Here is a 13316-nt window from a genome sequence, read left to right as displayed (position 1 = left end):
ATGTCGGCACCGATCTGTCGCGCATCGCTCAGGCGGCCCTTTTCTCGGCGGAGCCGGTGTTCATCGTGCTCTGCTCGACGGCGTCGATGGTCGGCCGTTCATAGGACGATATGGTCTTGCGGCCGAACTCGATCGCCACCTGCGGCAGGGCGCCGTTCATGTAGGCGAGCAACGTCTGCTTGACGATGATGTAGAGCCGGTTCTTCTTCTCGCGCACCGTCTTGATCTTGGTGGCGACGGGCCCGACCACCGCGTAAGACAGGAAGATGCCGAGGAAGGTGCCGACGAGGGCGGCGCCGATCAGGCCGCCAAGGATTTCCGGCGACTGGTCGAGCGCGCCCATCGCCTTGACCACGCCGAGCACGGCGGCGACGATCCCGAGCGCCGGCAGGCCGTCGCCGACCGCCACCAGCGCGTGGTAGGCTTTCATCTTGTCGGACTTGATGGTCTGGATTTCCTCATCCATCAGCGCCTCGATCTCGTGCGAACGGGCGTTGCCGATGATGATGATCCGGCAATAGTCGCAGATGAAATGCGTCAGGTCGTGGTTCTTCAGCACGGTGGGGAATGCCTGGAAGATCGCCGATTCCTCGGGATTGTCGATATGCGCCTCGACCTCGCTGCGCGACTTCGAACGCAGTTCACGCATCAGGCTGTGCAGCACGCCGAGCGTTTCCAGATAATCCTGCTCCTTCGGCACGGCCTGCTTGAAGGCTTCGAGGATGCCCCTGCCGGTGTCCTTGACCGTTTTCATCGGATTGGCGACGAGGAAGGTGCCGAGTGCGGCGCCGCAGATGACCACCGCTTCCCAGGGCTGCATCAGCACATGCAGATGCCCGCCCATGGCCATGAAGCCGCCAAGGACGCAGCCGAGCGTCACCACCAGTCCAATCAGAATGCCCACGAGAGGTCCTTCCGCATTTCAAGTCAGCTGCAAGGGATAGTCCCCGTGCCTTGTGTGAGGCTTGAATCGGAGCGGCATCGAGCCGATCGGCGCGATTCAGTTTCGCGCAAGGAAGTGAGTCTATTGTGCTGGCATAGCTTCGGCCGGAGGCGCGTCCTTGCTCAGTACCTATACCAGCTACCAGTTGATCACTAGGGACATCGACAAGTCGATCGACCGCATCGAAAAGCAGCCGGCGGTCGATCGCGACACCAAATATTATCTGGACAACATCACCAAGGTGAAATCGATCGACGATTTCGTCAACAATGACCGTTTGTTCAAATATGCCATGAAGGCCTACGGCCTGGAGGACATGGCTTACGCCAAGGCGTTCATGGTCAAGGCGCTCAAGGAAGGCGTTTCCGACCCCGACAGTTTCGCCAACAAGCTGACCGACAAGCGCTACGCCGAATTTGTCAGCGCCTTCAACTTCGCAGCCAACGGCGCCAATACCACCGTTTACAACAAGTCGCAGCAGCTGGTGACCGGCAACTATGCGCTGCAAGTCCAGATCGGCGCCTCGCAGGCGGGCTTCTCTTATTATCAGAGCGAAACCGCCTATTATGTCACCAACATCTCCAAGGTTAAGTCGATCGACGACCTGATGGGCGACAGCCGTCTGCTGACATACGCGATGGCCGCATTCGGGCTCGACGCCGAAACCGAACCGGCCGCAACGGTCAGGGCGATGCTCGAAGGTGGCGTCAGCGATCCCAACAGTCCCGCCAACAAGCTGACCGACAAGAGTTACGCCAACTTCGTCTCGGCGTTCGACTTCGCCCAGTATGGCGATCAGACGACCACGCGCGACAACGTCCAGCAGGCGGTGCCTAAGGGCTACATGGCCGGAGCCGGGCTGACGTTGGTCAAGCCGAGCGCGCAGTACGTCAAGGGCGAGGCCGACTACTACGCGGCAAACATTTCCAAGGTGAAGTCGATTGACGACCTCATGGCGGACAAGCGCCTGCTTACATTCGCCATGGCGTCCTATGGACTGGATGCGTCAACCGAAACCCCGCGGCAGATCCGCGCCATGCTCGAGGGCGGCGTGAGCGATCCCAACAGCCCTGCAAACAAGCTGACCGATAAACGATACGCCAACTTCGTCACGGCCTTCGATTTTGCCCAATATGGCGATCAGACGACCACGCGCGACGCAGTGCTGAAAGATACGCCGAAAATCTACACGACAGAGTCGGCGCTTGGCCTGATCAAGCCGAATGCGGACTACATCAAGTCGGAGACCGCATATTACCTGGCGAACATCACGAACGTGAAATCCATCGACGATCTGATGGCCAACAGCCGCTTGTACAATTATGCCCTGTCGGCCTACGCGCTCGATCCGGCGACAGAGAGCAAGGATCTCATCCGCAGCGTCCTGGCCGGTGGCGTCCGCGACCCCGACAGCGTCGCCAACAAGATGACCAACAAAGCCTATGCCGGGCTCGCCTCCGCCTTCAACTTCGAACAATACGGCGAAGCGGCCACCACGACCAATCCGGCACAGCAGCCGACCGTCGACAAATACATGCGCCAGACGCTGGAGGAGGATGCCGGCCAAACCAACGAGGGCGTACGGCTGGCGCTCTATTTCCAGCGCAAGGCGCCCGATATCACCAGCTGGTATAATGTGCTCGCCGACACCGCTCTTGCCAGTGTGGTGCGCACCGTGCTCGGCCTGCCCGATTCCTTCGCCACCGCCGACGTCGACAAGCAGGCGCAGCTGTTCGAGCAGAAGCTCGATATTTCCGATTTCTCCGACCCCGAAAAGCTCGGCAAGTTCCTGACCCGCTTCACCTCCATGTACGAGATCAACCACCCGACCTCGTCAGCCGTGTCGTCGATCAGCGTGCTCTTCGCCAAGCCGGTCACAGCGGGGATCTCCACCGACCTGATGATGGCCATGCAGAAGTTGAAGTTCTGACCATGCGGGACAGTCTCTACGTCGCCCTTTCCTCGCAGATCGCGCTCGAGCGTCGGCTCGACACGATCGCCGACAATGTCGCCAACGCCTCGACCGTCGGCTTTCGCGCCACCGGCGTGAAGTTCGAGGACGTGGTGTCCGGCACCGGGCCGAAATCCGTGTCCTTCGCCTCCTCGGGCAAGACCTACCTTTCCGGCGCCCATGGCTCCCTGACCGAGACCGGCAATCCGTTCGATTTCGCCATACAGGGCGACGCCTGGTTCGCCATCGAGACGCCGGTCGGCACCGTCATGACCCGCGATGGCCGCTTCTCGATGAACGAGAATGGCGAGCTGATGTCGGTCGAGGGCCATCCCGTGCTCGACGCCGGCGGCGCACCGATCCAGCTCGACCCCCGCAACGGCCCGCCCAAGGCCGGAGCCGACGGATCGTTGCGCCAGAACGATCAGCTGGTAGGCTCCATCGGCCTGTACAATTTCGATCCGGGTGAGAATTTCGTGCGCTACGGCAATTCCGGCATCGTGCCGGCGCGCACGCCCGAGCCGGTGACCGATCGCGCCGATATCGGCGTCGCCCAGGGCTTCGTCGAGGAATCCAACGTCAATCCGGTGCTGGAGATGACGCGGCTGATCATGGTCCAGCGCGCCTTCGAGAACACCGCCGCCCTGATGCGGCAGACTGATTCCTCAACCGACGAGGCGATCAAGACGCTCGGCTCGAAGTAGCATGTCGCTCGACCAGCCAACCCTGCGCGCACCCGAAAGACTGCCCCAGCCAACGCCGGAAGACCGGCTTGCCGCGCTGGAGCGGATATGGCGGCGCTTCAGCGATGCCGAGGGACTGCTCAAACGCGGCGGCCTCGTCACCGAAGTCACATCGACGCATTACAAGGTGCGCGGCCTTTCGGATTTCGCCAGGCTGGGCGATCTTGTCGAACAGCGCGGCCATGCCGGCACGCGCCGCGGCGAGATCGTCAAGATCAGCCGCGACGAGATTGTCGTGGCCCCCTTCGAACGCAGTGCCGATGCCGGCATAGGCGACGCCGTTTTCCGTCGCGGTCCGCTCGCCGTGGCGCCGCATGCCTCGTGGCGCGGCCGCACGATCGACGCGCTCACCCGGGCGATCGACGGCGGTCCGCCATTGGTCAGGGGCGACGGCATGTCGGCCGCCGCCGCAACGCCGGGCGCCATGGCGCGCCAGCGCGTCGGCACCGCCTTCATGACCGGGGTCAAGATCATCGACATTTTCACGCCGCTCTGTTTCGGCCAGCGCATGGGCGTCTTTGCCGGTTCCGGTGTCGGCAAGTCGACGCTGCTGGCCATGCTCGCCGGCGCAGACGCCTTCGACACCGTCGTTGTGGCGCTGATCGGCGAACGCGGCCGCGAGGTCCGCGAATTCCTCGAGGACACGATCGGCGACAGCATGGCCAAGACCGTAGCCGTCGTCGCCACCAGCGACGAAAGCGCCATGATGCGCCGGCGCGCGCCGGACACCGCGATGCGTGTCGCCGAACATTTTCGCGACCAGGGCCACCGCGTGCTTCTGGTGCTGGATTCGATCACCCGCTTTGCCCACGCCCTGCGCGAAGTGGCGACGGGAACGGGTGAGCCGCCGGTCGCGCGCGGCTATCCCGCTTCGGTTTTCACCGAGCTGCCGAAGCTGCTCGAACGCGCCGGGCCGGGAGTGGAAGGGAAAGGATCGATCACCGCGATCATTTCCGTGCTGGTCGACGGCGACGACCACAACGATCCAGTGGCCGATTCCGTGCGCGGCATCCTTGACGGCCATGTCGTGCTCGACCGCGCGATTGCCGAACAGGGCCGCTATCCGCCGGTCAATCCGCTGTCGTCCATATCACGCCTGGCCGGCAAGGCCTGGAGCGTCGAGCAGCGCGCGCTGGTGACGCGGCTGAAGTCGATGATCTCCCGCTTCGAGGACACGCGCGACATCCGCCTGCTCGGCGCCTACCAGGGCGGCGCCGACGTGGAACTCGATATGGCGGTGCGCCAGGTACCCCTGATCTACGAGGCGCTGATGCAATCGCCGAAGGACCGCCCGTCCGCTGATCCGTTCTCCGATCTCGCCCGCCATCTCAAGGGAAAGCAGAATGCCGAACAAGGGGACTGAGCTCCAGCATACCGAGCGTATCCTGCGCGAAATGATCGCTGAGGCGAAAGCCGAAGAAGAGATCGAAGCCAGCCGCAACTCGGCCATCGACGGGCTCTTCGCGGCGCCGCAATGGCCGCAGCCGCCCAAGACCGCGTTTCCCAGGCTGGGCAAGAAGGCCGGCCGGCGCAGCGATTTCGTCATCGCCGCGCTCGGCATCACGCTCGGCCTGATCTGCGCGCTGTTCCCCTGGTATATCTTCTTCAATCAGGAACAGTTCGGCGTCCAGGCAATCAAGTTCGGCGGCACCGGCACCAATTCTGGACGCGAGGGCGGCGGCGTGGTTGCCGAGCGCAGCGCGACGCTGACGGCCAAGGACGTTCCGAATGCCAATATCGACCTGCTTGCCACCGGAACCGTGCAGGATTATCCCAGCGCCGCCCCGGCGCCAGATGACCAGCCCTTTCCGGCCGACGTCACCAAATTCCGCATGGTCCACGTCGCCAATGGCCGCGCCATGATCGAGGACGACACCGGGCTGTGGATGGTCCAGCGCGGCTCGATACTGCCGGATTCCAACAAGGTGTCGTCGATCGAGCAACGCAACGGCAAATGGGTGATGGTCACCAGTGCCAACCAGGTGATCGAGCTTTCCAGATAAGTTCGCCGCGCTTGCCGGTTGCGTCCGCCCGCAAGGTCCGCGCAAGACTGGCGGCCTAGTCTTTGGGCACACGCCCGGAGATTCCCATGGAGCCCGTTTCTCTTTTCGATCTCGCCGCCAAGCAGGCGCAATGGCTGGCCGTGCGTCAGTCGGCGGTCGCCGGCAACATCGCCAACGCCAACACGCCGGGCTATACGGCAAACGATGTCGAGCCGTTCGAAAAGGTGCTCGACCGCGCGGCGGTGTCGTTGCAGACGACACAGGCCGGACACCTCGGCAGCGCCGCGACCAATGCCGGTTTCGCGATCAAGCCACAGGAAGACGACGGCGTCGTCATGCCGTCCAAAAACACCGTCGTGCTCGAGGACCAGCTTCTCAAGGCCGGTGAGGTGCGCCGCTCCTTCGAGCTCAACACGGCAATCGTCAAGGCATTCCATTCGATGATGATGATGGCGGTGAAGAGCTGACCATGGACGCGCTCACAGCAGCCCTCAAAGTAGCAGCCTCCGGCCTCGGCGCCCAGTCGGAGCGGCTGCGCGTGGTTTCCGAAAACCTCGCCAATGCCCAGTCGACCGGCACCACCCCCGGCTCCGACCCCTATCGCCGCAAGACCATCAGCTTCGTCTCGGAGCTCGACCGGACCACTGGCAGCTCAACGGTCGAAGTGAACTCGATCGACCGCGATCCCAGCGATTTTCCCGTGGAATTCCAGCCCGGCAACGAGGCCGCCGACGACAAGGGCTACGTCAAGATGCCCAACGTCAACGTGCTGATCGAAATGGCCGACATGACCGAGGCCAACCGCTCCTACGAGGCCAACCTGCAAGTCGTGAAGCAGGCGCGCGATCTCATTTCAATGACCATCGACCTGATGAGGAACCAATGATCGTGAACGGCATCGGCGCGCTAAACCTGAAGCCTGGACTTGGCGACACGGCGACTGAGCTGCTTCAGGGCGGCGTTGCGCCCGCGACCGCAGGCAACCTCGGCACCTCCTTCGCCGAGGCGCTGAGCCAGGCGGCCACAAAGACCGTCAACACGCTGCAGAACGCCGAGCAGGTCTCGGTCCAGGCGCTCAAGGGCGACGCCGACACCCGTCAGGTCGTCGATGCCGTGATGAGCGCCCAGCAGGCGCTGCAGACCGCCGTCGCCATCCGCGACAAGGTCGTTTCGGCCTATCTCGAAGTCAGCCGCATGGGCATCTGAGGAGTTCGGCCATGAAAGCACTCGCCATCGCCGCCACCGGCATGAACGCCCAGCAGACCAATCTGGAAGTCATCGCCAACAATATCGCCAACATCAACACCACCGGCTACAAGCGGGCGCGGGCCGAATTCTCCGACCTGCTCTACCAGGTCGACCGCACGCAAGGCGTGCCCAACCGCTCCAACGCTTCGCTGGTGCCGGAGGGCGTCTCGATCGGCCTCGGCGTCAAGACCACCGCCGTGCGCAACGTCCACACCCAGGGCGAACTGACCAGCACCGGCAACAGTTTCGACATGGCGCTCACCGGCAGGGGCTGGTTCCAGATCGAAGGCGCCGATGGCGGCACGCTCTACACCCGCGCCGGCGCCTTCAACACCAACGCCACAGGCCAGCTGGTGACGGTGGACGGCGCCAGCGTCATTCCAGCGATCAACGTCCCGGTCGACGCCGTCGAGGTCATCGTCAACAAGACGGGCCAGGTCTTCGCCCGCATCGATGGCCAGACCGACCTGCAGAATCTCGGCCAGCTCCAGATCGTCAACTTCGCCAACGAAGCGGGACTGGCGCCGCTCGGCGACAATCTGTTCCAGGAAACGACCGCCTCTGGCCCGGCCAATGCCGGCGTGCCCGGCGATCCCGGCTTCGCCACCATCCAGCAAGGCTATCTTGAGGCCTCCAACGTCGACCCGGTCAAGGAAATTACCGAACTGATCTCGGCGCAGCGCGCTTATGAGATGAATTCCAAGGTCATCCAGGCCGCCGACGACATGGCCTCGGTCGTCTCCAAGAACATCAGGTAACGACAATGGCCGGTCCGGTCTCCTGCTCCGCGTTCCGCCGCACCGCGCTCGTCCTTGCGCTGGTGACCGGCGGCATGCCGGCTTTCGCGCAGGACGCGGCCAACCGGTCGGCAACGCAGATCGCCAGCAGCCAGCCTGCCGGCGAGGTCGTGCTGATCCCAAACCGGGTCATTTATCCCGGCGAGACCATCGAGCTCGCGGCCCTCAAGCAGGTGACCCTCATCCCCGGCAAGCACAAGCCCGACGCGGTGGCGACCCTTGCCGAGGAACTCCAGGGCAAGATCGCCAAGCGCACGCTGCTGCCCGGCCGCTACATCCCCGCCGCCGCCATTCGCGACGCCTGGCTGGTCGAGCAGGGCGCAGCCGTGCAGGTCTTCTTCATCGCCGGCGGATTGACGATATCGGCCACCGCCGTGACCTTGCAGCCAGGCTCGGCCGGCGATCTCATCAAGGTTCGCAACAGCGACAGCGGGAAAATTCTCTCCGGCACGGTGATGGCTGACGGAACCATCCAGGTCAGCGCTTCATGATGCGTCCGCTTGCTCTTCTGCTTGCGGCCGCGCTCGGCCTGCAGCCTGCCTTGGCCGACGGCCTCACGCCCAAGGCCAAGCGCGAACTCGCCGCCAGGAATGGCGGCGTCTATGACGATCCTGAATATGATCCGGCCACCACCACGCGCATGTTCCGCGTCTCGCCCGGGCCAAGCTCGCTGCCGCCGGGCCAGGTCGCCTCGCGCATCAAGGACATCGCGCAGCTGCAAAGTTCGCGCGACAACCAGCTCGTCGGCTACGGCCTAGTCATCGGCCTCGCCGGATCGGGCGACAGCCTGCGCAACTCGCCGTTCACCGAACAGTCGATTCGCGCCATGCTGGAGAATCTCGGCATCGCCACCGAAGGCGGCAGAGCGCGCGCCAAGAACGTCGCCGCCGTCATCGTCACCGCCAACATGCCGCCCTACGTACAGTCGGGCGCGCGCATCGACATCGATGTCTCCTCGATGGGCGACGCCACCTCGCTCGCCGGCGGCACGCTGATCATGACGCCGCTGAAGGCGGCGGACGGCGAAATCTATGCCGTCGGCCAGGGCGCGGTCATCGTTTCGGGCTTCACCGCCCAGGGTCAGGCCGAGCAGTTGACGCAAGGCGTCCCGACCGCGGGCCGCGTGCCGAACGGCGCCATCATCGAGCGTGCCGTGAAGGCCGAGTTCGATGACCAGCCGATACTGACGCTGCAGCTGCGCAATCCCGATTTCTCGACCGCCATTCGCATCGCCGACGCGATCAATGACTACACCAGCCAGCGCTTCGGCATGCGCGTGGCGGCCGAGCGCGATTCCCGCACCGTGCAGATCAGACGGCCGAAAAGCGTCTCGGCGGCCCGCTTCTACGCTGAGATCGAGAACCTGGTGGTCGAATCCGATACGCCGGCCCGCGTCGTCATCGATGAGCGCACCGGCACCATAGTCATCGGCAACGACGTCAAGATCTCGCGCGTGGCCATCAGCCACGGCACGCTGACGGTGCGCATCACCGAAGCACCACGCGTCGTGCAGCCCGAACCCTTCTCCAAGGGCGAAACCGCCGTCGAGCCGTTTACCGCCATCGACGCCAGCCGGCCCGACGCACGCGTCGCCGTGCTCGACGGCCCCGACCTGCAAACCCTTGTTTCCGGTCTCAACCGCCTCGGCGTGAAGCCCGACGGCATCATTGCCATCCTGCAAGGCATCAAGTCGGCCGGCGCCCTGCAGGCCGACCTGGTTCTCCAATAGGCGATGCCGATGATCTCCTCCCTCTCATTCCATCAAGGACGCCGCCCCGCCGCGATCCTGTTCGCGGCCTGCGCTCTGGCGGCCTTTTCCAGCGGCGTGCATGCCGAGGAAGCCGTCCGCCAGGTCCTGCCGGGGGCGCCGCCCGCACCCGCGCCGCAGCTGTTGGCCCGGGAGAAGGCTCCCGACCAAAGCGAGATCGAGCGCTTCTGCTCCAACATAGCCGACGCCGCCCGCGATCGCCGCTACGTGTTGCAGGCGGAGGAGTTGAAACAGCTCCAGGCCGGCATCGACCAACGCATGAAGGCACTGGACGAAAAGCGGGCCGAATACGAGACCTGGCTGAAGCGGCGCGAGGTGTTCCTGGCCCGGGCCGAGGACAGCGTCGTCAAGATCTATGCCGGCATGAAGCCCGACGCGGCGGCCGAGCGCCTGGCCATCGTCAATGCCGATCTCGCCGCGGCCATCCTGATGAAGCTGGATTCGCGCAAGGCCGGCGTCATCCTCAACGAAATGGACCAGAAGGCGGCGGCGACGCTCACCGGCATCATGGCCAGCGCAGCCCGAAGGGTAGATCCGTCATGATCCGCAGAACGCTTATCCTGTGCGCGGTCGCAGCTTTGTCCGGCTGCGGCACCAATCTCAAGGAGATCGGCAGGGAGCCTTCCCTGTCGCCGGTCGGTTCCGGCATCGGCAATGAAGGAGCTTCGCCCTACAGCTATCCCGAGCCGCCTGCGGCGCCGGTCAAGAAATTCTCGCTGTGGGACGATCGCCAGAGCCGGCTGTTCACCGATCCCAGGGCGTTGCGCGAAGGCGACATTCTCACCGTCAGGATCAAGCTCAACGACAAGGCCAACTTCAAGAACCAGAACGACAGGAGCCGCACCGCCTCGCGCAAGCTGGGTTACGACGTCACGCTCGGATGGGAAGACAAGAGCACGAGCGGCAAGGGCGACGCCGGCCTGAGCTCCAGCACCGAAACCAATGCGGACGGCGAGATCAAGCGCTCGGAGAACCTGGAGCTCAACGTTGCTGCCGTCGTCACCGAAGTCCTGCCCAATGGCAATTTGATGATCAGGGGCTCGCAGGAAGTGCGTGTCAATTATGAGCTCAGGGTGCTCACCATCGCCGGCATGGTGCGCCCGTCGGATATCGGCGCGGAGAACACCATCTCCTACGAACGCATCGCCGAGGCGCGCATCTCCTATGGCGGCCGCGGCCGCGTCAGCGAGGTCCAGCAGCCGGCCTACGGCCAGCAGATCCTCGACCAGGTTCTTCCGTTCTAGGGCATTGGAGACCGCAGCACCGTGGCCAGCGTCGAACAGGTTCCGTCTCGCAAGGGTCCTTCCCTTGCCGTCCAGGGCGCCATGCTGCTCCTGGTGACGGCTGCCGCCATCGGCATGGGCTGGCTGTCCGGCGGCTATCTCAAGGGTGTGGGGGCACCGGCATCGGTACCCGTCGCGCCGGAAAACGAGGGCAAGGTACCCAAGCCCGCCGACGCGCAAGAGCCCGGCACGGGACCGTCACTCGTCGCGCTGGCGCCGATCACCACCAACATCGCCTCGCCCGCCGAGACCTGGATCAGGATGGAGGTGTCGGTGGTCTACGACGCGCCGCAGCCGCCGGCAATGTCGGATGAGATCCATCAGGATCTTCTGGCCTTCGTGCGCACCCTGAAGATGCACCAGATAGAAGGCGCCAGCGGCTATCAGCACCTGAAGGCCGATATCGAGGAGCGCGCCTCGATCCGCAGCCAGGGGCATGCCAAGCAGGTACTCATCAGGACGTTGCTGCTCGAATGAAGAAATTTCTTCTTGCCGCGGCGCTGCTCGGCGCCGCCACATCGATCGCGACGGCCCAGCAACTGGACCTCGGCGGCATCGGCAAGGCCGACGGCACCACCGTTGGCTACATCATCCAGATGTTCGGCCTGCTCACCGTGCTTTCGGTGGCGCCGGGCCTGCTGATCATGGTGACAAGCTTCACCCGTTTCGTCATCGCCTTCTCGATCCTGCGCGCCGGCATCGGCCTGCAGTCGACGCCGGCGAACCTTATCCTCATTTCGCTGTCGCTGTTCATGACCTTCTATGTCATGGCGCCGACCTTCGACCAGGCCTGGAATACCGGCGTCAAGCCGCTGATGGACAACCAGATCAGCCAAACCGAGGCTTTCGAGAAGATTTCCGATCCCTTCCGCACCTTCATGCTGCACAATGTGCGCGACAAGGACTTCGACCTGTTCGCCGACCTCGCGCGCGAACGCGGCCAGACCGTTGCGAAGGAAACCGTCGACCTGCGCATCCTGGTGCCCGCCTTCATGATCTCCGAGATCAGGCGCGGCTTCGAGATCGGCTTCCTGATCGTGCTGCCGTTCCTGGTCATCGACCTGATCGTCGCCACCATCACAATGGCGATGGGCATGATGATGCTGCCGCCGACGGTGGTGTCGCTGCCCTTCAAGATCCTGTTCTTCGTCCTGATCGACGGCTGGAACCTGCTCGTCGGCAGCCTGGTGCGCTCCTTCAACTGATCGCGCCCGGCGCCGAACCGCGCCCTCCCGTTTTTTTCGACAATATTTTTCGATTAACCGTCCGGTTTAGTCCTTTGGTAGGGACTTGCCGCCATATTCCCCGCAGATGGCGGGTGATCGGGTCTCAGACAGATCATTGGCATGATGCCGCTCCGTCATACCGGCCAATCCGGTATGTCAAAAAACACCTGTAAAAAGTAAGGTACGAGTAGACATGGCCAGTATCATGACCAATGCCTCGGCGCTGACCGCGCTGCAGAGCTTGAACGCCACCAACAAGAACCTCGAAACCACCCAGGCCCGCATTTCGACGGGCTATCGCGTTTCCCAGGCTTCGGACAACGCTGCTTACTGGTCGATCGCCACCACGATGCGTTCCGACAACCAGCAGATGTCGACCGTTTCGGACGCGCTCGGCCTCGGCGCCTCGAAGGTCGATACCGCTTACACCGGCATGAACAGCGCGATCGACACCATCAACCAGATCAAGACCAAGCTGACCGCCTCTTACGGCCAGACGGATGCCGACAAGGAAAAGACCCAGACCGAAATCGCCGCCCTTCAGAAGCAGCTGAAGGCCTATGCCGACGGCGCCAGCTTCTCCGGCACCAACATGCTGTCCGTGGACAGCGGCACGGGCACGTCCGTGGCGGACATCAAGATCGTTTCGGCCTTCAACCGTGACGCTTCCGGCGCGGTATCGATCTCGACGATCGACGTCAACGTGGAAAGCACCAAGCTGTACGAGGCGGGTACCACGGCCGGCACCGCGAAGGGCATCCTCGACGCCGCGCGTCTGGGCACCGACGGCAGCGTCACCGCCACGGCGGCTACTCCGGCTGCTGGTGCTACCGTTGCGGCCGGCGACACCTATTCGGTCGCCAGCCTGAAGATCTTCGACTCCGCAACGGGCAAAGGCTTCAGCGACGACCAGATCTCGGGGATGATGAACGTCGTCGACGCCGCGCTCAAGGACATGACGAACGCCGCCACCACGCTCGGCGCCGCCAAGAGCAGCATCGACCTGCAGAAGACCTTCACGCAGAGCCTGATGGACTCCATCGACCGCGGCGTTGGCCAGCTCGTCGATGCCGACATGAACAAGGAATCGACCCGCCTCCAGGCCCTGCAGGTTCAGCAGCAGCTCGGCATCCAGGCGCTGTCGATCGCCAACGGTTCGTCGCAGTCGATCCTGTCGCTCTTCCGCGGCTGATCGCCTTCACCATCCACGAACAGCACCAAGATATCGGGCCGCGCCAAAAGCGCGGCCCGATTGCGTTTGCTCCAGCCCCGCGCAATCCTCGTTCCTTAACTGTCGAAAGCTGACTTTTAACAGGGCGTTAACCATATCGCGCTAGCTATGGTTAACCAATAG

16 protein-coding genes are annotated in these 13316 nt (G+C 63.7%); 15 read left to right on the top strand and 1 reads right to left on the bottom strand.

What is annotated here, in order from left to right; genetic code table 11:
* Positions 1 to 28 precede the first annotated feature (28 nt).
* A complete protein-coding gene (gene motA, locus LB541_RS04950) occupies positions 29 to 904 on the bottom strand; it encodes a flagellar motor stator protein MotA (RefSeq protein WP_140496207.1) in 876 nt (291 codons plus the stop codon).
* 157 nt (positions 905 to 1061) lie between these two features.
* On the opposite strand from motA, the gene LB541_RS04945 reads away from it, so the two are divergent.
* The 15 genes from LB541_RS04945 to LB541_RS04875 all read left to right on the top strand — a co-directional run bounded on the left by LB541_RS04945 (position 1062) and on the right by LB541_RS04875 (position 13154).
* The gene (locus LB541_RS04945; protein WP_140657410.1) at positions 1062 to 2873 is read left to right on the top strand and encodes a DUF1217 domain-containing protein; all 1812 of its coding nucleotides are present in this window, start codon (positions 1062 to 1064) and stop codon (positions 2871 to 2873) included.
* A gap of 2 nt (positions 2874 to 2875) precedes the next feature.
* The gene (gene flgF / locus LB541_RS04940; protein ID WP_140513633.1) at positions 2876 to 3598 is read left to right on the top strand and encodes a flagellar basal-body rod protein FlgF; all 723 of its coding nucleotides are present in this window, start codon (positions 2876 to 2878) and stop codon (positions 3596 to 3598) included.
* A 1-nt stretch (position 3599) separates the two neighbouring features.
* Positions 3600 to 5000 carry a flagellar protein export ATPase FliI gene (gene fliI, locus LB541_RS04935; protein WP_140657408.1) on the top strand — a complete coding sequence of 467 codons (1401 nt, stop codon included), beginning with the start codon at positions 3600 to 3602 and terminating at the stop codon, positions 4998 to 5000.
* A complete protein-coding gene (locus LB541_RS04930; protein ID WP_140897297.1) occupies positions 4981 to 5640 on the top strand; it encodes a hypothetical protein in 660 nt (219 codons plus the stop codon). Before fliI ends, LB541_RS04930 begins: the two co-directional genes overlap by 20 nt.
* 86 nt (positions 5641 to 5726) lie before the next feature.
* On the top strand, positions 5727 to 6107 hold the full coding sequence (gene flgB / locus LB541_RS04925; RefSeq protein WP_140496212.1) for a flagellar basal body rod protein FlgB: 381 nt from the start codon (positions 5727 to 5729) through the stop codon (positions 6105 to 6107).
* A gap of 2 nt (positions 6108 to 6109) precedes the next feature.
* Positions 6110 to 6526: a flagellar basal body rod protein FlgC gene (flgC, locus tag LB541_RS04920; protein ID WP_140496213.1), complete on the top strand. Its 417-nt coding sequence runs from the start codon at positions 6110 to 6112 to the stop codon at positions 6524 to 6526.
* Complete coding sequence (locus tag LB541_RS04915; protein ID WP_181168599.1) at positions 6523 to 6846, top strand: flagellar hook-basal body complex protein FliE; 324 nt, start codon at positions 6523 to 6525, stop codon at positions 6844 to 6846. Before flgC ends, LB541_RS04915 begins: the two co-directional genes overlap by 4 nt.
* Positions 6847 to 6857: 11 nt before the next feature.
* A complete protein-coding gene (gene flgG / locus LB541_RS04910) occupies positions 6858 to 7646 on the top strand; it encodes a flagellar basal-body rod protein FlgG (RefSeq protein ID WP_140513636.1) in 789 nt (262 codons plus the stop codon).
* 5 nt (positions 7647 to 7651) lie between these two features.
* A complete protein-coding gene (flgA, locus tag LB541_RS04905) occupies positions 7652 to 8176 on the top strand; it encodes a flagellar basal body P-ring formation chaperone FlgA (RefSeq protein ID WP_140496215.1) in 525 nt (174 codons plus the stop codon).
* Positions 8173 to 9414, top strand: coding sequence for a flagellar basal body P-ring protein FlgI (locus tag LB541_RS04900; protein WP_140522322.1), 1242 nt, complete (start codon positions 8173 to 8175; stop codon positions 9412 to 9414). Before flgA ends, LB541_RS04900 begins: the two co-directional genes overlap by 4 nt.
* Positions 9415 to 9417: 3 nt before the next feature.
* A complete protein-coding gene (locus LB541_RS04895) occupies positions 9418 to 9996 on the top strand; it encodes a MotE family protein (protein ID WP_181169624.1) in 579 nt (192 codons plus the stop codon).
* Positions 9993 to 10697, top strand: a complete 705-nt coding sequence (gene flgH, locus LB541_RS04890; RefSeq protein WP_140496218.1) for a flagellar basal body L-ring protein FlgH — start codon at positions 9993 to 9995, stop codon at positions 10695 to 10697. Before LB541_RS04895 ends, flgH begins: the two co-directional genes overlap by 4 nt.
* Positions 10698 to 10778: 81 nt before the next feature.
* A complete protein-coding gene (locus LB541_RS04885) occupies positions 10779 to 11213 on the top strand; it encodes a flagellar basal body-associated FliL family protein (RefSeq protein ID WP_263483070.1) in 435 nt (144 codons plus the stop codon).
* Positions 11210 to 11941, top strand: coding sequence for a flagellar type III secretion system pore protein FliP (gene fliP, locus LB541_RS04880; protein ID WP_140513640.1), 732 nt, complete (start codon positions 11210 to 11212; stop codon positions 11939 to 11941). Before LB541_RS04885 ends, fliP begins: the two co-directional genes overlap by 4 nt.
* 214 nt (positions 11942 to 12155) lie before the next feature.
* The gene (locus LB541_RS04875) at positions 12156 to 13154 is read left to right on the top strand and encodes a flagellin (protein WP_140496221.1); all 999 of its coding nucleotides are present in this window, start codon (positions 12156 to 12158) and stop codon (positions 13152 to 13154) included.
* The last annotated feature ends 162 nt before the right edge of the window (positions 13155 to 13316 follow it).

The sequence above is a fragment of the Mesorhizobium sp. BR1-1-15 genome (assembly GCF_020165475.1).
Lineage (GTDB): Bacteria > Pseudomonadota > Alphaproteobacteria > Rhizobiales > Rhizobiaceae > Mesorhizobium.
This window is presented reverse-complemented; position numbering and strand designations above follow the sequence as displayed.

Bases quoted from the DNA above. Each gene is read 5' to 3' on its own strand.
- flgF (WP_140513633.1), top strand. From the start codon at position 2,876: ATGCGGGACAGTCTCTACGTCGCCCTTTCCTCGCAGATCGCGCTCGAG.
- fliI (WP_140657408.1), top strand. From the start codon at position 3,600: ATGTCGCTCGACCAGCCAACCCTGCGCGCACCCGAAAGACTGCCCCAG.
- LB541_RS04930 (WP_140897297.1), top strand. From the start codon at position 4,981: ATGCCGAACAAGGGGACTGAGCTCCAGCATACCGAGCGTATCCTGCGC.
- flgB (WP_140496212.1), top strand. From the start codon at position 5,727: ATGGAGCCCGTTTCTCTTTTCGATCTCGCCGCCAAGCAGGCGCAATGG.
- flgC (WP_140496213.1), top strand. From the start codon at position 6,110: ATGGACGCGCTCACAGCAGCCCTCAAAGTAGCAGCCTCCGGCCTCGGC.
- LB541_RS04915 (WP_181168599.1), top strand. From the start codon at position 6,523: ATGATCGTGAACGGCATCGGCGCGCTAAACCTGAAGCCTGGACTTGGC.
- flgG (WP_140513636.1), top strand. From the start codon at position 6,858: ATGAAAGCACTCGCCATCGCCGCCACCGGCATGAACGCCCAGCAGACC.
- flgA (WP_140496215.1), top strand. From the start codon at position 7,652: ATGGCCGGTCCGGTCTCCTGCTCCGCGTTCCGCCGCACCGCGCTCGTC.
- LB541_RS04900 (WP_140522322.1), top strand. From the start codon at position 8,173: ATGATGCGTCCGCTTGCTCTTCTGCTTGCGGCCGCGCTCGGCCTGCAG.
- LB541_RS04895 (WP_181169624.1), top strand. From the start codon at position 9,418: ATGCCGATGATCTCCTCCCTCTCATTCCATCAAGGACGCCGCCCCGCC.
- flgH (WP_140496218.1), top strand. From the start codon at position 9,993: ATGATCCGCAGAACGCTTATCCTGTGCGCGGTCGCAGCTTTGTCCGGC.
- LB541_RS04885 (WP_263483070.1), top strand. From the start codon at position 10,779: ATGCTGCTCCTGGTGACGGCTGCCGCCATCGGCATGGGCTGGCTGTCC.
- fliP (WP_140513640.1), top strand. From the start codon at position 11,210: ATGAAGAAATTTCTTCTTGCCGCGGCGCTGCTCGGCGCCGCCACATCG.
- LB541_RS04875 (WP_140496221.1), top strand. From the start codon at position 12,156: ATGGCCAGTATCATGACCAATGCCTCGGCGCTGACCGCGCTGCAGAGC.